At 70.3% G+C, this 19,622-nt stretch carries 21 protein-coding genes; 10 read left to right on the forward strand and 11 right to left on the reverse strand.

Annotated elements, in window-relative coordinates:
- Nucleotides 1-3 precede the first annotated feature (3 nt).
- Nucleotides 4-753, forward strand: a complete 750-nt coding sequence (locus tag ACOACQ_RS22160; protein WP_378603897.1) for an SDR family NAD(P)-dependent oxidoreductase — start codon at nucleotides 4-6, stop codon at nucleotides 751-753.
- Here the strand turns inward: ACOACQ_RS22160 and ACOACQ_RS22165 are convergent.
- Nucleotides 707-1,879 carry a nucleotidyltransferase family protein gene (locus tag ACOACQ_RS22165; RefSeq protein WP_378603811.1) on the reverse strand — a complete coding sequence of 391 codons (1,173 nt, stop codon included), beginning with the start codon at nucleotides 1,877-1,879 and terminating at the stop codon, nucleotides 707-709. The genes ACOACQ_RS22160 and ACOACQ_RS22165 overlap by 47 nt on opposite strands.
- Before the next feature lie 167 nt (nucleotides 1,880-2,046).
- Here ACOACQ_RS22165 and ACOACQ_RS22170 point away from each other — a divergent pair, with 167 nt between their 5' ends.
- Genes ACOACQ_RS22170 through ACOACQ_RS22185 form a run of 4 tightly spaced genes read left to right on the forward strand, consistent with a single transcriptional unit; the run spans nucleotide 2,047 to nucleotide 3,830 of the window.
- On the forward strand, nucleotides 2,047-2,196 hold the full coding sequence (locus ACOACQ_RS22170) for a hypothetical protein (RefSeq protein ID WP_378603809.1): 150 nt from the start codon (nucleotides 2,047-2,049) through the stop codon (nucleotides 2,194-2,196).
- Between the two features lie 17 nt (nucleotides 2,197-2,213).
- Nucleotides 2,214-2,642, forward strand: a complete 429-nt coding sequence (locus ACOACQ_RS22175) for a lasso peptide biosynthesis B2 protein (RefSeq protein WP_420289351.1) — start codon at nucleotides 2,214-2,216, stop codon at nucleotides 2,640-2,642.
- A gap of 2 nt (nucleotides 2,643-2,644) precedes the next feature.
- Nucleotides 2,645-3,556 (forward strand): hypothetical protein, encoded by a 912-nt coding sequence (locus ACOACQ_RS22180; RefSeq protein ID WP_420289297.1) that lies wholly within the window; start codon nucleotides 2,645-2,647, stop codon nucleotides 3,554-3,556.
- Nucleotides 3,543-3,830: a PqqD family protein gene (locus ACOACQ_RS22185; RefSeq protein WP_420289298.1), complete on the forward strand. Its 288-nt coding sequence runs from the start codon at nucleotides 3,543-3,545 to the stop codon at nucleotides 3,828-3,830. The genes ACOACQ_RS22180 and ACOACQ_RS22185 overlap by 14 nt, the downstream gene beginning before the upstream one ends.
- A gap of 27 nt (nucleotides 3,831-3,857) precedes the next feature.
- On the opposite strand, the gene ACOACQ_RS22190 is transcribed toward ACOACQ_RS22185, so the two are convergent.
- Nucleotides 3,858-4,547, reverse strand: a complete 690-nt coding sequence (locus ACOACQ_RS22190) for an aspartate/glutamate racemase family protein (RefSeq protein WP_378603803.1) — start codon at nucleotides 4,545-4,547, stop codon at nucleotides 3,858-3,860.
- Nucleotides 4,548-4,699: 152 nt separating this feature from the next.
- Between ACOACQ_RS22190 and typA the strand changes: the two genes are divergently transcribed.
- From typA to ACOACQ_RS22210, 4 genes are all read left to right on the forward strand, one after another.
- Entirely contained in the window at nucleotides 4,700-6,622 is a 1,923-nt protein-coding gene (gene typA, locus ACOACQ_RS22195; protein WP_378603801.1) for a translational GTPase TypA, read from the forward strand.
- 498 nt (nucleotides 6,623-7,120) lie between these two features.
- Complete coding sequence (locus tag ACOACQ_RS22200) at nucleotides 7,121-9,013, forward strand: hypothetical protein (RefSeq protein WP_420289299.1); 1,893 nt, start codon at nucleotides 7,121-7,123, stop codon at nucleotides 9,011-9,013.
- A 68-nt stretch (nucleotides 9,014-9,081) separates the two neighbouring features.
- Nucleotides 9,082-10,458, forward strand: coding sequence for an MFS transporter (locus ACOACQ_RS22205; RefSeq protein WP_420289300.1), 1,377 nt, complete (start codon nucleotides 9,082-9,084; stop codon nucleotides 10,456-10,458).
- A 144-nt stretch (nucleotides 10,459-10,602) separates the two neighbouring features.
- Nucleotides 10,603-11,472, forward strand: a complete 870-nt coding sequence (locus ACOACQ_RS22210; RefSeq protein ID WP_420289301.1) for a DUF559 domain-containing protein — start codon at nucleotides 10,603-10,605, stop codon at nucleotides 11,470-11,472.
- A 10-nt stretch (nucleotides 11,473-11,482) separates the two neighbouring features.
- On the opposite strand, the gene ACOACQ_RS22215 is transcribed toward ACOACQ_RS22210, so the two are convergent.
- The 9 genes from ACOACQ_RS22215 to rfbA all read right to left on the reverse strand — a co-directional run bounded on the left by ACOACQ_RS22215 (nucleotide 11,483) and on the right by rfbA (nucleotide 18,539).
- Nucleotides 11,483-12,262, reverse strand: a complete 780-nt coding sequence (locus ACOACQ_RS22215; protein ID WP_420289302.1) for an enoyl-CoA hydratase-related protein — start codon at nucleotides 12,260-12,262, stop codon at nucleotides 11,483-11,485.
- Nucleotides 12,255-12,638, reverse strand: a complete 384-nt coding sequence (locus tag ACOACQ_RS22220) for a VanZ family protein (RefSeq protein ID WP_378603786.1) — start codon at nucleotides 12,636-12,638, stop codon at nucleotides 12,255-12,257. Before ACOACQ_RS22220 ends, ACOACQ_RS22215 begins: the two co-directional genes overlap by 8 nt.
- Nucleotides 12,635-13,228: a rhomboid family intramembrane serine protease gene (locus ACOACQ_RS22225; protein WP_378603783.1), complete on the reverse strand. Its 594-nt coding sequence runs from the start codon at nucleotides 13,226-13,228 to the stop codon at nucleotides 12,635-12,637. The genes ACOACQ_RS22220 and ACOACQ_RS22225 overlap by 4 nt, the downstream gene beginning before the upstream one ends.
- A 33-nt stretch (nucleotides 13,229-13,261) precedes the next feature.
- Nucleotides 13,262-13,765 (reverse strand): hypothetical protein, encoded by a 504-nt coding sequence (locus ACOACQ_RS22230; RefSeq protein WP_420289303.1) that lies wholly within the window; start codon nucleotides 13,763-13,765, stop codon nucleotides 13,262-13,264.
- On the reverse strand, nucleotides 13,762-14,625 hold the full coding sequence (folP, locus tag ACOACQ_RS22235; protein WP_378603777.1) for a dihydropteroate synthase: 864 nt from the start codon (nucleotides 14,623-14,625) through the stop codon (nucleotides 13,762-13,764). The genes ACOACQ_RS22230 and folP overlap by 4 nt, the downstream gene beginning before the upstream one ends.
- The gene (locus ACOACQ_RS22240; RefSeq protein ID WP_420289304.1) at nucleotides 14,622-15,524 is read right to left on the reverse strand and encodes a glucosyl-3-phosphoglycerate synthase; all 903 of its coding nucleotides are present in this window, start codon (nucleotides 15,522-15,524) and stop codon (nucleotides 14,622-14,624) included. The genes folP and ACOACQ_RS22240 overlap by 4 nt, the downstream gene beginning before the upstream one ends.
- 296 nt (nucleotides 15,525-15,820) lie before the next feature.
- Nucleotides 15,821-16,654, reverse strand: coding sequence for an N-acetylmuramoyl-L-alanine amidase family protein (locus tag ACOACQ_RS22245; protein ID WP_420289305.1), 834 nt, complete (start codon nucleotides 16,652-16,654; stop codon nucleotides 15,821-15,823).
- Nucleotides 16,651-17,655 (reverse strand): UDP-glucose 4-epimerase GalE, encoded by a 1,005-nt coding sequence (gene galE, locus ACOACQ_RS22250; RefSeq protein ID WP_378603767.1) that lies wholly within the window; start codon nucleotides 17,653-17,655, stop codon nucleotides 16,651-16,653. Before galE ends, ACOACQ_RS22245 begins: the two co-directional genes overlap by 4 nt.
- Complete coding sequence (gene rfbA, locus ACOACQ_RS22255) at nucleotides 17,652-18,539, reverse strand: glucose-1-phosphate thymidylyltransferase RfbA (protein ID WP_378603764.1); 888 nt, start codon at nucleotides 18,537-18,539, stop codon at nucleotides 17,652-17,654. The genes galE and rfbA overlap by 4 nt, the downstream gene beginning before the upstream one ends.
- An 18-nt stretch (nucleotides 18,540-18,557) precedes the next feature.
- On the opposite strand from rfbA, the gene rfbB reads away from it, so the two are divergent.
- A complete protein-coding gene (rfbB, locus tag ACOACQ_RS22260) occupies nucleotides 18,558-19,556 on the forward strand; it encodes a dTDP-glucose 4,6-dehydratase (RefSeq protein ID WP_378603761.1) in 999 nt (332 codons plus the stop codon).
- Nucleotides 19,557-19,622: the final 66 nt, after the last annotated feature.

A 19,622-nucleotide genomic window follows, 5' to 3' on the forward strand; every position in this document is an offset into this window, starting at 1 on the left:
ATGATCAAGCCCCTCGCCGTCGTGACCGGAGCCTCCAGCGGCATCGGTGCCGCCACCGCGCGCCACCTCGCGGACGCCGGCTTCGAGGTCATCTGCGCAGCGCGCCGGGCCGACCGGATCGAGGCACTCGCGGCCGAGATCGGCGGCCGCGCCGTCGTCTGTGACGTCACGGACGCCGAGTCCGTCGCGGCACTGGCCGCCGCGGCGGGCCCGCGGGTCGACGTACTCGTGAACAACGCGGGCGGCGCCTTCGGGTCGTCTCCCGTTGCCGAGGGCGACGCCGACCAGTGGCGCCGGATGTACGACGTCAACGTGGTCGGACTGATGCAGGTCACCCGGGCGTTGCTGCCCGCGCTGATCGCGAGTGGAGACGCCGGCGGCGCCGGCACGATCATCAACGTCGGCTCGATCGCCGGACGGGTGGCCTACGAGGGCGGCGCCGGCTACACCGCGGCGAAGCACGGCACGAAGGTCGTCACCGAGACGCTGCGCCTCGAGCTGGTCGCCCAGCCGGTCCGGGTGTGCGAGGTCGCACCGGGAATGGTGCGGACCGACGAGTTCGCGCTGGTGCGCTTCGACGGGGACCGGGCGAAGGCCGACGCGGTCTACGCCGGGGTGGCCGAGCCGCTGGTAGCCGACGACATCGCCGATGCGATCACCTGGGTCGCCACCCGCCCACCGCACGTCAACATCGACGAGATGGTCATCAAGCCGCGAGCTCAGGCTGCTCCGCACAAGGTGCATCGCGTCTGAACCGTGCCAGCACGCCCCGCACCAGGTTGCGGGCGCGCAGCAGCAACGCGACCGGCACGCCCGTCCAGGCGGTTCGGGACCTGACCACGAGTGCGGCGTGCGCCGGGAGGACCAGGATCATCGCTGCCTGACCGAGGTCGGCGGGCGACCGGCTCGCCATCAGGTGGTTGCGGAGCGCGACCGCGCTCCCCGCGCCCCCGCCGTACGTCGCCCGGACGCCGAGGCCGTGGTGGCGGCGGGCCCGCTCGAGGTGGGCGTCGGGGACCCGGTCGAGCCGGGCATGGATCTCGCTCGGTACGGCGGCGGGCAGTCCGACGACCTCCCGGGCCACCGCGAGGGACACCGCCGCGTGCGGCGCCAGGTCGCCGTCGAACACGGCCGGGTCGCGGGAGAGCCGGCGCAGGTCGACCAGGGTGCGCGCCCAGATCCAGCCCTCGCGGTGCCCGGCGAGGTGGTGGAAGGCGTCGCGGGTGCTCAGCGTCGCGAGCTCGGTGCCGCCGAGCGCCACGAGCTCGCGGCGTGGCCACAGCTCGGCGAACTCGGGGTGGGCGCCGCGCATCGCGTCGAAGCGCCAGTGCAGGTCGACGTCCCCGCCCGCCCCGAGGTAGGTCAGCGCGCTGCCCCACCGGTTCACGTGTCCCCACGCCCACATCCCGGGTTCGATCCGTCCGCACTCGTGCAGGGCCCAGCCGGCGGCCGTCAGCGCGCGGTGGGCCTCGGCGACCGTCCCGGGTGCGATGAGCAGGTCGATGTCACCGGGTCCGCGGGCGTCGTACTGCCCTGTCGTCTGGACAGCGAGGGCCTGGCCCTTGAAGGCCAGGACGCCGATCCCGCGCTGGTTGAGGAGGTGGACGGCACGCACCGTCTCGAACGTCTGGAGCATCAGGCGCTGCTGGTTGCGCTGGCGCCAGGCGTCCATGACCGAGGTGATCTCGCGCGGCAGCCCGAGGGCGTCCGCGTGCGCGCGCAGCACGTCGGAGACCCGGTGCCGGCCGATCACCGCGAGCAGCTCCCGCGGCGGCAGGTCGCCGAGCGGGACCGGCGCGGCGGGCACTCCTTCCTCCGCTCCCAGGGCGCTCTTCAGGAGCGTCCGGAGGACGTCCAGAGCGGCGGGAGTGGCAGTCACGCCGCCGAGCGTGGCACCGAGCGACGGCGCGGACCATCGGAATCGATGTTCCGGTCAGGTTAAAAATCTCCCAAACCGGCCACCAAGGCGTGTCCTCAGGGGCCACAGTTCCGTTCAACGCCTGACGGGGATTCTCCCTCCCTCCGTCACGACCGAAGGAGCTGCACATGAAGCTTGCTTACGAAACGCCGGTGCTCGAGGCACTCAGCCTCACCGCCACCCACGACATCGAGGGCGACATTGACCTCGATGTCGACGTCGACCCCGTCGCCGAGGTCGACGTGGACATCGACCTCGGGCTCGGGCTCGGCAGCTGAAACCCCGCTCCGGACTCCTGCTCGCAGCGGCGTGGACCCTTCTGGGGCTCACCCGCCTGCTCACCGTGGTGCTGCCCTTCCGGGCGATCAGGCACCTGTTGGGCGAGCACCGGTCACCGAACGGAGCGAACCCGGCCTCGGGGCCGGTCCCCCCACCTGCTGATGCGCGCGACGAGAATCGCGCCCGGCAGATCGGCTGGGCCGTGCGGACGGCCGCCCACCGGACCCCCTGGCGATCCGATTGTTATCCCCAGGCCCTCACTGCGCGGGTCCTCCTGCGCCTGGCCCGCGTGCCCCACGCCGTGACCTTCGGCGTACGCCGTGACGACGCCGGCACCCTGAAGGCGCACGCCTGGGTGAGCGCCGGTCGCGTCGCCGTGGCCGGCGGCACGGGCCACTCCTGGGTCGGCGTCGGCAACTTCACGTGGTCCCCACGCGGCCGCTGACCATGCCCACCTACGCCGCCTACGCCCTGCGACTCGCCAGTGAGGTCGCGCTCCCCGAGCTCGGGGAGGAGCTTCCGGTGGCCGGTCCTGCCGACATCGTGATCGTGCTCGGTGCTGCGGCGAGACCGTCGGCGACCGCCACCCTGCTCCCCCTCGGCCTCTGGGTCGACGGCGACCGGATCGGCGTCGAGGTCCCCGGCGTCGGCCGCTACGTCTGCGAGGGCGGTGCCCGCATCGTCGTGGAGCCGGCCGCCGACGTGGAGCCCGGCGTGCTCAAGCTCTTCCTGCTCGGTACGGCGCTCGGCGCCCTGATGGTGCAGCGCGGCCACCTCGTGCTGCACGGCAACGCCTTCCGCGTCGGCGACGCGTGCGCGGTGGTGGTGGGCCACTCCGGTGCCGGGAAGTCCACGCTGGCGGCCGAGATGCACCGGCGGGGCCACGACATCCTCAGCGACGACGTCGTCCCGATCGACGCGGACGGGCGCGCCCTACCCGGCTGGCCGCGCCTGAAGCTGTGGCAGGACGCCCTCGACCGGCTCGGGATCGACTCGAGCAGCTACGACCGGATCCGCGGTGCGCACGCGAAGTTCCACGTGCCACTGGACCGGCCACCGCTCGATCCGCTGCCCGTGCGCTGGATCTACGTGCTCGACCGCCACAACGGCCCGATGGCGATCACTCCCCTCACCGGGGCGGCGATCTTCACCAGCCTGCACGAGCACAGCTACCGCAAGGAGATCCTGGTCGGCGCCCATCGGCAGGCCCACCTGGCCCGCAGCGCCGCACTCGCCGCAACCGTGCGGCCGGCCCGCCTCGATCGCCCCCGTGGCGAGGACTCCGTCGTGGCATCGGCCGACGCGATCCTCGCCGACATCAGCCAGTCCCTGCCGAAGGAGCACCATGCGACGCACTGAGACCACGGAGACGCGCTGGGTCCGCGACCCTGCCCTGCACGCCGTCGAGATGGATGCCGAATTCGTGATGATGGGCGTCCAGCAGGGCGAGTACTACGCCGTCAAGGGCGTCGCCGCCGCCCTGTGGCGACACCTGGCCGAGCCCCATGACGTCGCCGAGCTCGCCGCGCTCGTCGCCGAGGAGTACGACGTCAGTGCCGACGGCTGCCGCGGTGACGTCGCGGCGTTCATCGACCAGCTCCGCGCCAAGGGCATGGTGCAGGCCGCGGGCTGACCAGGCTGACCTGGCGGATCGGGCGGGTCAGGCGAGGGCGCGGTCCAGCGCCGCCGCGACGTGCAGCGAGGTGCACCCGAAGACGGGCAGCTCGGAGTCGGCCTGGCGCACCAGCAGCTCCAGCTCGGAGCAGCCCAGGATCACGCCACCGGCGCCGGCGTCCCACAGCTCGCTGATCAGGTTGACGACCGAACGACGCGAGTCGTCGATGACCTTCCCGTGGACCAGCTCGTCGTAGATGATCCGGTTGAGCTCGTCGTGGTGGGCCGGCTCGGGCACGAGGACCCCGAGGCCGTGGCTGGCGATCCGGTCGGTGAAGAACGTGCGCGACATCGCGAACTTCGTGCCGAGCAGGGCCACCGTCTCGACGCCCTGCTCCTTGCACGCCTCCGCAACGACGTCGCCGAGGTGCAGCAGCGGGATCGAGACCGCTTCTTGGACCTGTTCGGCGACGCGGTGGAAGGTCGTCGTACACAACATCAGGAAGTCGGCGCCGGCACGCTCGACCGAGAGGGCGGCCTCGCGCAGGATGAGCGCGACGCCGTCCCAGTCCTCGGCCTCCTGGAGCGCGGTGACCTCGTCGAAGTCGACCGACGTCATCGCCGTACGAGCCGAATGGAAGCCGCCCAGCCGCTCCTCGACGCCGCGATTGAGTGCCTCGTAGTAGGCCGCGCTGCTTTCCCAGGACATGCCGCCGACGAGCCCGATGGTCTGCATGGGTGAAGTCTAGGGGTGTCAGATCACACGCGGACCGCACGTCGACGATGTGAGCGGAAGGCTTTCGCGCCGTTAGGCTGGCAGGCGGCCACCGCGCGCGAGCGCGTGACCCGGCCACCCAGAACCTTCGACGAGAGCGACGCCGTACTCCCATGCCCCTGACACAGTCCGAGGATGGACGATCCCTCCGCCACGACCTGCGCAACGTAGCCATCGTGGCGCACGTCGACCACGGCAAGACCACGCTCGTTGACGCGATGCTGCGCCAGGCCGGTGCCTTCACGGAGCACCAGGCCGAGTCCGTGGCCGAGCGCGTCATGGACTCCGGTGACCTCGAGCGCGAGAAGGGCATCACGATCCTCGCGAAGAACACCGCCGTCCACTACCGCGGCCCCTCCGCCCAGGAGATGGCCAACGGCGACATGGTCATCAACATCATCGACACCCCGGGTCACGCCGACTTCGGTGGCGAGGTCGAGCGCGGCCTGTCCATGGTCGACGGCATCGTCCTCCTGGTCGACGCGTCCGAGGGCCCGCTCCCGCAGACCCGCTTCGTGCTGCGCAAGGCCCTCAACGCCAACATGCCGGTGATCCTGGTCGTCAACAAGACCGACCGCGGCGACGCGCGCATCGACGAGGTCGTCGACGAGACGTACGAGCTCTTCATGGACCTGCTCGACGACACGCACAGCCACGACGCCCTCGACTTCCCCGTCGTGTTCGCCTCCGGCCGGGCCGGGATCGCGTCGCTGACCAAGCCCGAGAACGGCACCCTCCCCGAGGGCACCGACCTCGAGCCGCTGTTCCGCACCATCCTCGAGAACATCCCCGCCCCCGTGTACGACGAGGGCGCACCCCTGCAGGCGCACGTCACCAACCTCGACGCCTCCCCGTTCCTGGGTCGCCTCGCGCTGCTGCGCATCCAGCAGGGCTACCTGAAGAAGGGCCAGACGGTCGCCTGGATCAAGCGCGACGGCGTGGTCAAGAACGTCAAGATCACCGAGCTCCTCATCACCGAGGGCCTCGAGCGCAAGCCCGGCGAGCAGGCCGGCCCCGGTGACATCGTCGCCGTCGCCGGTATCCCGGACATCACCATCGGCGAGACCCTCGCCGATGCGGAGAACCCGATCGCCCTGCCGCTGATCCACGTCGACGAGCCTGCGATCTCGATGACCATCGGCACCAACACCAGCCCGCTCGTCGGCAAGGTGAAGGGCCACAAGGTCACCGCCCGCCTGGTCAAGGACCGCCTCGACCAGGAGCTCATCGGCAACGTGTCGCTCCGCGTGCTCCCGACCGAGCGTCCCGACGCGTGGGAGGTGCAGGGCCGCGGCGAGCTGGCGCTGGCCATCCTCGTCGAGCAGATGCGTCGTGAGGGCTACGAGCTCACCGTCGGCAAGCCGCAGGTCGTCACCCGCGAGGTCGACGGCAAGGTCCACGAGCCGTTCGAGCGCCTCACCATCGACGCGCCCGAGGAGTTCCTCGGCACGATCACCGAGCTCCTTGCCGCTCGCAAGGGCCGCATGGAGGGCATGACCAACCACGGCACCGGCTGGGTGCGCATGGAGTTCGTCGTCCCGGCCCGAGGTCTGATCGGTTTCCGGACCGACTTCCTCACCGAGACCCGCGGCACCGGTATCGCGCACCACATCTCCGAGGGCTACTTCCCGTGGGCTGGCGAGATCCGCTCGCGCGCCTCCGGCTCGCTGGTGGCCGACCGCTCCGGTGCGACCACGGCGTACGCCATGACCTCGCTGCAGGAGCGCGGCGTGATGTTCCTCGAGCCCGCCACCGAGGTCTACGAAGGCATGATCGTCGGCGAGAACTCCCGCGCCGACGACATGGACGTCAACATCACCAAGGAGAAGCAGCAGACCAACATCCGGTCCGCCACCTCCGACAACTTCGAGAAGCTGATCCCGGCGAAGAAGCTCTCGCTCGAGCAGAGCCTGGAGTTCTGCCGCGAGGACGAGTGCGTGGAGATCACTCCGGAGACGGTGCGGATCCGCAAGATCATCCTCGACGCCAACGAGCGCGCGAAGATCACGAGCCGCGCCAAGAAGGCCTCCAGGTAGGGCTCAGCCTCTCCGGTAGTTCTCGGGGAACCGTGCGTGCGGCTTCCCCACCCGAATCGTCGTCCCAGGCTTCCTGGGGCGACGATTCCTGTTGGTGGGTAGGCGTCCTGCGCGCGCACCGGCGCGGCGGAAACGACCCGCCCGAGGCTTGCTTCGAGCCGATCAAACCTACGCCTGTCCCCCTGCCGTCGTAGGCCAATTGACGAAACTCCGACCATCGGAACCTGTCATTGCTCCCCGTTGCGAGACGGCGTCAGATGAGACTTGGGCAACCGGGGGGTTGCGGCCCAGCTGGGTCGCACAGGGGCCGGGGGCCTGACCGCGTGCTGGTCGCTTCGGGGCTCTTGGGGATCCACAGACGTGGTGCCGCCGTTCACGTGCACTTTCCCGCACCTGACAACCAGGGGTACCGATCACATGATTCAACTTCTTCGCTCCCGGAAGAACCGGGGCAAGGCCGGGCTTTCCCCGGCGTCTCGTCGCCGCAGGCTGTCGATCGTGGCCAGCATCGCCGTGGTCGCCGCCACCACGATCGTCAGCTCCGGCGCCAACGCCGTGGCCTTCGGGCCGTACAACATCGACGGCACCGTGCCAGGCACCGATGCTGCCCAGACGCTGATCGACGACTTCGGCAGTACCAAGGAGATCGGCCCGAAGAACGGCAGTCCCACCAAGATCACGGTGATCCACACTGCGGCCACGCCGATGCTCGAGGTCACGAACCCCAACGCACAGGTCGACCTGAGGAAGGCCTGGCTCAACCTCAAGCGCCAGGGCAACGCGGACTTCCTGTACTTCGGCTGGGAGCGCGACTCCAACACGGGCAGTGGCTTCATCGCCTTCGAGTTCATGAAGAACGGCCTGCCTTCCGGTTGTGCCGTGTCGTACGCCCCGGCCACCTGCAACCCGTGGAAGAGCGGCACCGAGGCCGGCAACGTCAAGGTCGGCCGGAGCGCCGGCGACTTCCTGATCCTTTGGGACCAGAGCGGCAGCAGTGCCGTGCTCTCCAAGAGGACCTGGACGCAGGCGAACGCGAACGCGCCACTGGTTCTCGGCGCACCGGTCGGCCTGCCCCCTGCGCAGGCAGCCGGTCTCTACAGCGCCGACAAGTTCCGCGGTGAGGCAGCCATCAATCTCACGGCAGCGGGCCTGACCGACGGCCAGTCCTGCACCACCTTCGCCAACGTCATCCCGAGCACGGTGACCGGCAACTCCGACACGGCCGACTACAAGGACACGATCCTCCAGAAGATCGATCCGCTCAGCAGCTGTACACCGACGCTGACCACCGCCCCGGCGGACGGCGCAGGCGTCGCACTGGAGGAAGGCACCCTCTCCATCGGGGATGGCGTCGCCCAGGTCAAGGACATCGCCACCGTCGGCCTGACCGGCGGCAATGCCACTCCGACCGGCTCGGTCTCGTTCTGGCTCTGCAATGCGGACACCCACGGAGCGACGTGCGGGGCCGGCGAGGGCGAGTCGATCGGCTCGACCAACCTGAGCGGCAACTCCTTCCCTGTCGATGTCACCTCTCCGACGGCGTACATCACGGCTGCCGGCACCTACTGCTGGCGCGCCACCTGGAGCGGCGATGCAGCGAACGGCATCCCCGCGGTGTCCGAGAACGACGAACCGGGCGAGTGCTTCGAGGTCTCCGCCGCCACACCGGAGTTGACCACCGAGGCGGGACCCGACGTCAACGCGGGCGGAACCGTCAGTGACACCGCGACACTGTCGGGTACGGCGACGCAGCCGGTCGGCGACGGGATCAGCACCACGCTGCCCGTGGGCGCCGAGGACGCGGGCGGCACGATCACCTTCGACCTCTACGGACCCAGCGACTCCGGGTGTGGCCAGGGCGAACCGGTCTACACGACGTCGGTCGATGTGGACGGCGACGGTGACTACTCCACCCCGGATCCGCAGTTCGCGCCGGAATCGGTGGGCACCTACCACTGGGTCGCCACCTACAGCGGCGACGACCCCAACACCAACGGTGCCGACCACAACACGGACTGCTCCGTTGACGACGAGATGGTGGAGGTCACCGACGTCCCGTCGACGATCGAGACCGCCCAGACCTGGGTGCCGAACGACTCGGCGACCGTGTCGGCGACAGCCGGTGGGGACCTGGACGGAACGGTGACCTTCGACCTGTACGCCACGTCGGACTGCACGGGTGCGGCTGTCTACACCGAGGACGTCGACGTTGCTGGCGATGCTGACGGCGTGACCGTCGGTACGTCGAACGAGGATGCCTTCGCCGCAGGCGACTACTCGTGGCAGGTGACCTACAACAGTGACAACCCGGCACAGCGGGACATCGACGGCAGTTGTGAGGAGACCTCCTCGCTGACCGTCGACAATGGTGACCCGGTCTCGAGTGACTGAGGCCTGACCAGCCCGCCCTGCGGGACCCGCAGCATCGTCACCCGACCAGTACCCACGAGACTGGTCGGGTGACGACTGCCCGCAGCAAGGACCGCTGGCTCTTCGCGACCCTCGCCGCCGTCACCACCGTCACCGCGATCGTCAGCAGCCTGGGTGCACCGCTCGTCCCCAGCATCGCCAGTCGGTACGACGTCCCGATCAGCACCGCGCAATGGATCCTGACCGCCACGCTGATCACCGCGGCAGCCGCCACCCCCGCCCTGGGACGCTGGGGCAGCGGACGCCTGCGTCGGCCGGTCATCCTCGGCGCGCTCGGTGTCGTCCTGGTCGGCACCGTGCTGTCCGTCGTACCGCTGGGCATCGGCCCGCTGATCGCCGGTCGCGCCCTGCAGGGCGTGGGCCTGGCCCTGTCGCCGCTGACCATGGCCGTCGCGCGCGACGTCTGGTCAGGCGACCGGCTCGCGTCGCGCCTCTCGTTGCTGTCGGTGGCGACCGTGGCGGGCGCCGGTCTCGGCTATCCGCTCACCGGCTTCCTCGCCGAGTACGCCGGCGTCAGCGGCGCGTACGCCTTCGGCGCAGCCCTCGTCGCGATCAGCCTCGGCCTTGCCCTGCGGCACCTCCCGAAGCACGCCGTAGGGGTGCCCCAGGCCGTCGACCTGCCCAGCGTCGCCCTGGTGGGGGCCGGCATGGTGTGCACCCTGCTCGCCGTGAGCGAGGGCGAACGGTGGGGCTGGTTGTCCGCACCGGTCCTGCTCCTCGCCGCAGGTGGCATCGGCCTGCTCGCCGGCTGGATCGTCCGCACGGTCGGCGTGGCCCGCCGCGGCGGCCAGCCGCTGGTCGACCTTCGCCTGGCCACCCACCCGGGCGTCCTCGGCCCGAACGTGGTCGGCTTCGTGCTCGCGTTCGCGATGTACGGACTCCTCACCGTCGTCGTCCTCCTGGTCCGCAACGACGGCAGCGACGGGTGGGGGCTGGACCGCGGACCCCTGAGCGCCGGACTGGTCCTCGTTCCCTACGCACTGATGAGCGTCGGTGGCAGCCGGGTCGCGCTCCGCATCGCGCGCCGGTACGGCGCACACGTGCTGCTCCCCCTCGGCTCCACGATCTTCGCCTCGTCGCTCGTCATGCTCACCCTCGAGCACGACACCCTCACCCTGGCCCTGGTCGCGATGGCCATCGGCGGGCTCGGCAGCGGCTTCACCTTCTCGAGCCTGCCGATGCTGATCGTGCCGCACGTCCCCCCGTCGGAGACCGGCAGCGCGATGGCCTTCAACCAGCTGCTCCGCTACCTCGGCTTCGCGGTGGGCTCGGCTGCCAGCGTCGCCCTCCTCGCGGTGTACGGCGGCCACGAGGCCGCCTTCCGCGCCACCACGCTCACCATGGCCGGTGTGTGCCTGGTCGCGGCGGTCGTCGTACCGCTGGGGCGCCGGAGGCAGCGGCGGTAGCGAACCAGCCGTCAGGGCCCTGCCGATCCACAACTCGCCCGTTTCCCGCCGGATTTGCCCCCTGAACGCCCCGAGGAGTGGATCGCCAGGGACCCTGTGGATGACCACCTGCGTTGCCCGCGCTGATGAGCGACGATCTCTGGTATGCGCCCACTGGAGGTCATGCGCGAGTGCGGCGGCGTCGCCGACACCGCCGTCCTTCGCGCACGATGCGGCAAGAAGGCGATCAAGCGCGCGCTGGACTCGGGAGACATCATCCGCCTGCGCCGCGGCGTCTACGGACTGCCAGGGATTGCCGAGGCGCAGCTGAGGTCGATCGAACTGTCCGCAACGATCATCGGGCCGTCCGCTGCCCTGATCTGGGAGTGGAAGCTCAAGCGTCCACCCGGGAGGCCGCACGTCGCCCTCCTCAAGGGACGGACCCTCACGCCTCGGCAACGCGCACAGATCGTGCCGCACTGGTGGTCCTCCCAGGGCGATGTCCTCGTCAATGCGCAAGGTGCGCGCATCCAGACGCCGCTGGCCACGGCCGTTCATTGCCTTCGGACGATGCCCTTCGACGAGGCGCTCGCCGTTGCCGACTCAGCGCTCCGTTCCGGACGTGTCACTCGCGACGACCTGCTGGTGGCCATCGCGGCCGCGCCGCGGATCGGGCGTGGCCAGGCGGAGGCAGTCGCGCGGGCGGCAGACGGTCGCGCGGCCAACCCGTTCGAGTCGTGCCTGCGCGCGATCTGTCTCGACATACGCGGCCTCGACGTCGAGCCCCAGGTGCAGATCGGCCCCCACCGGGTCGATCTCGCCGACCGTCGCCGACGGATCGTGATCGAGGCCGAGTCGCGGACATGGCACGCCGGACCTGATGAGCACAACGCTGACATCCGTCGCTACACGACGTTGGTCCGCGAGGGCTGGCTGGTGATCCGCTTCAGCTACGACGACGTGATGCACGACCCGGCCTACGTGGCTGAGGCGCTGCTCGACGTGCTTCGCCTGGCACCCGTTCGGGCAGCCTGACCAGCATCACTCAGCGACCGAAGGCCGGCTTCTCCTTGGCCAGGAACGCCCGCACGCCCTCGTTGAAGTCGGGGCCGGAGTAGACCTCGCGCAGCAGGGCCTCCTCGCCCTCGGGAGACGCCTCGAGCGACGCAGCGTAGGTGCGGAGCTGCTGCTTGGTGACCTCGAGGGTCACCCGCGACGCCTGGGCAATGCCTTCGACGAGGGCAGCGATCTCCAGGTCGAGGGCGGCAGCGTCGGGAAGTGACGCGAGCAGGGCACCGGCGGAGTGGGCACGATCCGCGGAGACCAGGCGGGAGGCCAGCAGCATCTCCCGGGTGAGCGACTCGCCGAAGACCGCCTGGCAGCGGTAGAGGACGGTGCCGGACAGCGCGTTGCCGAGCGTGCGGGCGATCGGGTAGCCGAACTTCGACGCGGCCGTCGCGACGCGCAGGTCGCAGTGCGTGGCGACGGCGAGCCCGCCACCGACGCACACGCCGTCGATCGCGGCGATGGTGACCTGGGGCAGTGTCCAGAGCCGCTCGAACATCTCGCGGATCCAGTTCTCGTAGTCGACGGCGTCGGCTTCGAGGAAGTCGCTGATCTCGTTGCCGGCAGCGAACGCCTTGCCACCGGCGCCGCGCAGCACCACGACCGCAACGGACCGGTCATCGGCAGTCTTCTCCCACAGCTCCCGCATCTGGGTGTACATCGCCGTCGTGAAGGCATTGCGGCGCTCGGGCCGGTTGAAGGTCACTTCGAGCACGCCGGCGCCGAGGCGGTCCCGTTCGATCAGCAGGTCGTCAGTCACGGCCCGAGGGTACGGCGCGCAGCAGCGCGTCCCGTACCGGCGTCCGGCTGGTGAGGACCCCCAGCACCACGCCGATCGTGTTCGCGACGGCGTCGCGCCAGTCCATCATCCGGTCGGTGGTGAGCGTGCCCTGCCCGATCTCCATCGCGACGCCGTAGAACACCGCGAACCCGGCCGCCCAGAGCAGCGGTCGCCCGGGCCGGAAGAGCTGGACGCCCGCGGCCGCGACGAGGAAGTACGTCGCCAGGTGCATCCACTTGTCGCTGGCCGGAACGTCCGGGCCGGATCGGGGTGCGCCGAGCGAGGCGTACGCGACGGCCACGAGCAGGGCGACCCACAGCCCCAGCCAGAGCCAGGGCAGGCGGAACGCCTTCACCGGCGCCTGCCGACGAGGCCGCGCCCGCGCTCGCTGACCACGAGGGCCGCCAGGACACCGGCGATCGCACCGAAGAGGTGTCCCTGCCAGGAGACGCCGGGCTGGCCGGGCAGCACGCCCCACAACACCCCGCCGTACACGAGCAGCACGGCCACGCCGATGGCGATCTCGAGGGGCTTGCGGTCGACGAAGCCCTGCACGACGAGGTAGGTGAGCCAGCCGAAGATCAGGCCCGAGGCCCCGATGTGGACCGAGTGGTCACCGGCCACCAGCCAGACCGCGAGCCCACCGGCCAGCCAGATCACCGCGGTGGCGACGAGGCCGCGCGCGATGCCGGTGGCGAGGGTCAGGAAGCCCAGCACCAGCGCCGGCACGGTGTTCGCCACCAGGTGTCCCCAGCCGCCGTGCAGCAACGGTGCCGCGAGGATGCCGAGCAGGCCCTCGTCGGACCGCGGCCGGATCCCCCAGCCGTCGAGGCGGTGCGAGGCAGCCACGTCGATCCCCTCGATGACCCACAGCACGGCGACGAACCCGGCCGCGCCGACGGCTGCCACCTGCCACGCGGGCCGTTCGCTGCCCTGGATGCTCATGCGCCCAGTCTGCCCGGAGGTCGAGGAGGTTGCTCAGCGACCGTCTCGAGACCCCCACACCGCGACCCAGTACTGCACACCAAAGGGCAGGTCGTCGTAGAGCACGTCGGCGTCCGCCAGCTCCCGGCCATCGAGCTCCGAGAGCGCGGCGACGTCCGCCCAGAGCTCGTCGGCCAACGCGGGATCCGCCGAGCCGAGGTCCGCCCGCAGCGCGGCGTCGAAGCCCTCGGCTCGTTCGTCGAAGTGCCCCGGTGCCTTCTCGGTACGACGACCCGACCCGTTCCCGACGACGAGGACCCCCGTCTCTCCGGACTCGACGACGGATGAACCGACCGCAGCGACCAGCGCAGCCCCGACCCGTCCTCCCGACCCTCCCGACCCGCCGGACGCGACGACGCGCACCCGCGGCCCGAGCCGCCCCACGGCCGCGAGGCACGATGCACGCAGCTCAGCGACCGGGTCCTCGATCGACGCGTACTCCGGCAACAGCGCCAGCACGCCGGGCACCAGGGCCACCGGCACGACCGGGGCGCTCACTGCAGCCCCCGGATCGCCCGCAGCGGCGGCCTGCGACCGGCGATCGACCACACCATGTCGACGGTCTGCCGGGTCTCGACGACCTGGTGCACGCGGTAGATCCGGGCGCCCGCCAGCGCACAGACGGAGGTGGCAGCCAGCGTCCCCAGGAGCCGCTCCCCCACCTCCCTGCCCAGCGTCTCGCCGACGAAGTCCTTGTTGGACAGGGACACCAGCACCGGCCAGCCGGTGGCCACCATCTCCCCCAGGCGCCGGGTCACCTCGAGCGAGTGGAAGGTGTTCTTGCCGAAGTCGTGGGCGGGGTCGATCACGATCGACTCCCGCGCGACACCAGCGGCCAGCGCGCGCTCGGCATAGGCCACGGTGTCGGTGATCGCGGAGGCGACCACGTCGTCGTACTCGATCCGGTAGGGGCGGGTCCGCGGCGTCACGCCGCCGGTGTGGGTGCAGATGATCGCCGCGCCCCACTGCGCCGCGACGTCGACGAGCTCGGGATCGGCACCACCCCACGCGTCGTTGAGGACGTCCGCACCGGCTTCGCACACGGCTGCGCCCACCTCGGCGCGCCAGGTGTCGACCGAGATCACCAGGCCGGGCCACTCCGACCGCACCCGGGCCACGAAGTCCACGACGCGCGCCTTCTCCTCCGCAGCGGAGATCTCGACACCGGGTGCCGCCTTGATGCCACCGATGTCGACGATCTCGGCGCCCTGCGCGACCACCTCGGCGACCCGCGCGAACGCTGCGTCCTCGGCCCAGGTCGCACCCTTGTCGAAGAACGAGTCCGGCGTCCGGTTGACGATGGCCATCATCAACGCGTCGTCGTCGCCGAAGGTGTGGCGACCGAGGGCAAGCGTCACAGCAGGTCCTTTGCCGGAGGGCGTTCGATGATCGGTACGACGTGCTCGACGGGCTCGAGTCCGCGCAGGTACTGCCGCAACACCGCTGCATCCGGTGGCTGGGGCCTCGAAACCTCCGGGGCCACCCGCGCCAGTGCCGCAGCGATGATCTGCGTCGCCATCCCGCCGAGGTCGCGCAACGCCTGGTGCCGGTGCGCCCGCACCCCGAGGTCGACCTGGGCGAGCGCTTCCACCCCGCCCTCTCGCACGGTGTCGATCAGCGCGGCCAGTTCCACCGCGTAGCCCGACGGGACCGACAGCCCGGCGAACCACGACCGTCGTACGGCCCACTCACCGGCCAGCGGCTGGACCAGTCCCCCGAGCTCCGGGAACAGCAACGCGATCAGCGGACGCGCGACCAGCTCGGTGACCCGTCCGCCCTCGAGCGGGCCGTCGGCGCCGGGGCGGTCGTAGAACCCCTTGACCAGCTGCACCTCGGGCGAGCCCAGCAGGGGCCCCAGGAGTCCCGGCACGAAGTGGGTGTCCCAGTCGTGGAGGTCGGCGTCCATGAAGACCAGTAGCTCACCGCTGGTGACGAACAGCGACTTCCACATGGCCTCGCCCTTGCCGGAGTGGGTGCCCAGGTCCGGCCGGATCTCCGCGGACCGGTGCACGCGGGCGCCGGCGGACTCGGCGACGGCGAAGGTGTCGTCGACCGAGTCGCTGTCGATGACGACGATCTCGTCCACGAGGGCGACGGTGTCCATCAGGGCCTCGCGGACCCGGGTGACGACGGCGCCCACGGTCGCGGCTTCGTTACGGGCCGGGACGACGAGGCTGACGCGCTGTCCCAGGGCCATCTTCTGACCCAGTAGCCCCTCGAGGCTCCAGTCGTCCCAGTGGGCGGCGCGGATCCCCATGCCCGCCAACCTACCGGCAGCGAAGGTTCACCATCTTTGCTCCCCATCGTCGGAAGACGGTGTTACGGTCGGAGCCATCTCGGGAACTGGGCGCTCCCTCCCCCCTGGAGTTCACATGTCCTTCCGGCGTTGGCGTCGCAAGATGCGATGTCTGTTCAAGCACGGCCCACGCGGCTGCCCTCACATCGAACGGCACACGCGGAGGTCGAAGCACCGACCCCCATTGCGGCCCGCACCGCTTCCACAGCCACAGTCCGCGGACGGCCCCGGCCGCCACGCGATGCACTGACGACCCGTCAGCGCGCCAGATACTTCCGGATCGCCTGCGCGAGGGCCCGGGCGTACCGGTTCCTGCCCTGCGCGCTCTCGACCAGCGCGGCGTCACGCGGGTCGCGCATGTTGGCGAGCTCGACCATCACGGTCGGGATGTCCGAGTGGTTCAGGGTGCCCAGGTCGGTGCGGACATCGATGCCGTTCCTCCCCTGGTACGACGACGCCGGGAATCCCGCCGCCTCCAGCGCATCGCGTACGTCGACCGCGAGCTTGCGTGACGGCTTCGCGATGTCGTCGGTCCAGCCGTCGAGGACGCCCGGCCGGATGACGTGGAACCCACGCGCGCCGTCCACTGCGACCCCGTCGGCGTGGATGCTCACGCGCAGGTCGGCCGTGCGACCGGGCTCTCCCGGGTTGCCGATGGATCCGCGCACGTCCACGCACGGACCCCAGAGGTCATCGGAGTTGCTCGCCCGGGTCAGGACGACCCGCGCGCCGAGGCGCCGCAGGATCCGCCGCGCCGCCACGGCCACCTTCCACGTGAACGTGGCCTCGGGGTAGCCCGCGTTGGTCGCCGCACCCGTGGTGTTGCACTCCTTGTCGAACCCGCCGGCGTCGACGGGCCGGGCGATCTCGGAGCCGTGGTGCCGGTTGCCGAGCTGGTGGCCGGGGTCGAGGACGACGACCTTCCCTGCCAGCGGCTTCTCGACGACAGGTGCCGGGCCGGAGGTCGAAGAGGTCGCGCAGCAACCGTCTCGAGACCCCGTGGCCGCCGGCGGCGTCGGGTCGGCGCCACCCGTGCACCCCGCAGCAACGGCTGCAACGAGCACCAGCGCGACGACCCGGGCACCGCTCACGCGTACCCCAGCACGTCCTTCCGCTTCTCCCCCCAGGCGAGCGCGGACGCGATCGCCTCGTCGAGGGAGAGCTCGGCCTTCCAGCCGAGCAGCTCGGCCGCCTTGTCCGCGTTGGCGAACGCACCGGCCGCATCGCCCGGACGGGCCGGGGCCTCCGTCACCGGGATCGGCTTGCCGACGACGCGCTCGACAGCGGCCAGCAGCTCACGCACGGTCACGCCGTCGCCGCCGCCGATGTTGATGTAGGTGAACGTCGAGTCGACCTTCGCGAGGGCGTTGTCGAACTCCTCGATCGCCCGCACGTGGGCGCGCGCCAGGTCCCACACGTGGATGTAGTCACGGATGCCCGTGCCGTCGCGGGTCGGGTGGTCAGTGCCGGTGAGCGTGAAGCTGTCCCGCTGGCCGAGTGCGGTCTGCGCCATCAGCGGCACGACGTGGGTCGCGTCCTTGAGGTGATAGCCGGTCTCGAGGTCCGGGTCGGCGCCGATCGGGTTGAAGTACCGCAGGATGATCGCGCGCAGGTCACTCGCCCTCGAGAGGTCCTCGAGCACCATCTCCATCATCCGCTTGGTGCGGGCGTACGGGGAGTTCGGGTCGACCGGGTCGGCCTCGGTCACCTCGAAGTCCGGCGTCATCGCGTAGAGCGACGCCGTCGAGGAGAACACGATCCGGCCCTTGCCGAGCGCGGTCAGCTCGTCAAACATCTCCAGCGACTTCGCGACGTTGTCTCGGTAGTACTCGTAGGGCTTCTCCACCGACTCGGGCACGACGATCCGGGCTGCCATGTGGATGGTGGCATCGAGGTCGGGGTGCTCGGCGACCAACCGCCGCAACAGCGCCCGGTCTGCGATGTCGCCTTCGTAGAAGATCCGGTCGCCGACGTACGCGCGCGGTCCGCTGAGCAGCGAGTCGAGGATGACGGGCGTGTGGCCCGCCTGCTCGAGGGCCTTGGACGTGATCGAACCGAGGTAGCCGGCGCCGCCGGTGACGAGGACCTTCATGCCAGAGACCCTAGCGACCGCTTCTCTGCCAGCAGGTCCTGCAGGTACAGGCCGTAGCCGCTCTTCAGCAGGCCGTCCGCCAGCTCCTCGAGATGTTCGTCATCGATGAACCCGAGTCGCCAGGCGATCTCCTCGGGCGAGCTGACCTTGCTGCCCTGCCGGGCCTCGAGCGCCCGGACGAAGTTGCTGGCGTCGTTGAGGTCATCGAAGGTCCCCGTGTCCAGCCAGGCCGAGCCCCGCGGCAGGATCTCGACCTGGAGGCGGCCCTCGTCGAGGTAGAGCCGGTTGAGATCGGTGATCTCGAGCTCTCCCCGGGGCGAGGGCTGGAGCGACCTGGCCCGCTCGACCACGTCGGGACCGTAGAAGTACAGCCCGGGGACGGCGTAACGACTCCTGGGATGCTCCGGCTTCTCCTCCAGCGAGAGCGCCTTCCCGTCGGCGTCGAAGTCCACGACGCCGTACGCCGTCGGGTCGGCCACGCGGTAGCCGAAGATGGCCGCACCGTCGAGGTCGGTGAACTGCCGCAGCCGCGTCCCGAGACCGGAGCCGTAGAAGAGGTTGTCGCCGAGGACCAGACCGGCGCCGCCGCCGTCGAGGTGCTGCTCGCCGATCAGGAACGCCTGGGCGAGACCGTCGGGCGAGGCCTGGACGGCGTAGCTGATCTCGATGCCGAACTGCGAGCCGTCGCCGAGGAGCCACCGGAACTGGTCGGCCTCGCGCGGCGTCGTGATCACCAGGATCTCGCGGATGCCCGCCAGCATCAGCGTGGAGAGGGGGTAGTAGATCATCGGCTTGTCATAGATCGGCATCAACTGCTTGCTGATCGCATGGGTGATCGGGTGCAGACGGCTCCCCGTACCACCGGCCAGAATGATCCCGCGCATGTCCCTAGACTGTCACGCGTGGATCGCATCCTCGTGACCGGCGGGGCCGGATTCATCGGCTCCAACTTCGTCCACCACGTCGTCAGCCAGACCGACGCCGTGGTCACGGTTCTCGACAAGCTGACCTACGCCGCGAGCCGCGAATCCATCGCCGGTCTGCCCGAGGAACGGGTCCGCCTCGTCGTCGGCGACATCACCGACGCCGCACTGGTCGAGCCGCTCGTCGCGGAGCACGACGCCGTCGTCCACTACGCCGCGGAGTCCCACAACGACAACTCGCTCAACGATCCCTCGCCGTTCATCCAGACCAACCTGATCGGCACCTTCACGCTGCTCGAGGCGGTCCGCAAGGCGGACGTCCGCTTCCACCACGTCTCCACCGACGAGGTGTACGGAGACCTGGAGCTGGACGACCCGAAGAAGTTCACCGAGGACACGCCCTACCAGCCGTCGTCGCCGTACTCCGCCTCCAAGGCCGGGTCCGACCACCTGGTGCGTGCCTGGGTCCGCAGCTTCGGTGTGCGGGCGACGATCTCGAACTGCTCGAACAACTACGGGCCGTGGCAGCACATCGAGAAGTTCATCCCGCGCCAGATCACCGAGGTCATCGACGGTCGCCGCCCCAAGCTCTACGGGTCCGGCGAGAACGTCCGCGACTGGATCCACACCGAGGACCACTCCTCGGCGGTGCTGACCATCCTCCAGCGGGGCAGGATCGGCGAGACCTACCTGATCGGCGCCGAGGGCGAGAAGTCCAACCTCGAGGTCGTGCGACTCATCCTCTCGCTGATGGGCCGCGACGCCGACGACTTCGAGCACGTCACCGATCGGGCAGGCCACGACCTGCGCTACGCGATCGACGCGGGCAAGCTCCGAACCGAGCTGGGCTGGGTGCCGCAGTACGCCGACTTCGAGGCCGGCCTCGAACTGACCGTGCGTTGGTACCAGGACCACGAGGACTGGTGGCGACCTCACAAGGACGCGACCGAAGCGTCGTACGCCACAAAGGGCCAATGACCGCCCGGGGTTCCACCCACCTCGACGATCCCACGTCCTAGGCTGGGAACCCCCACCTGAAGTCGG

This window comes from Nocardioides sp. CPCC 206347 (genome assembly GCF_048654605.1).
Taxonomy (GTDB): domain Bacteria; phylum Actinomycetota; class Actinomycetes; order Propionibacteriales; family Nocardioidaceae; genus Nocardioides.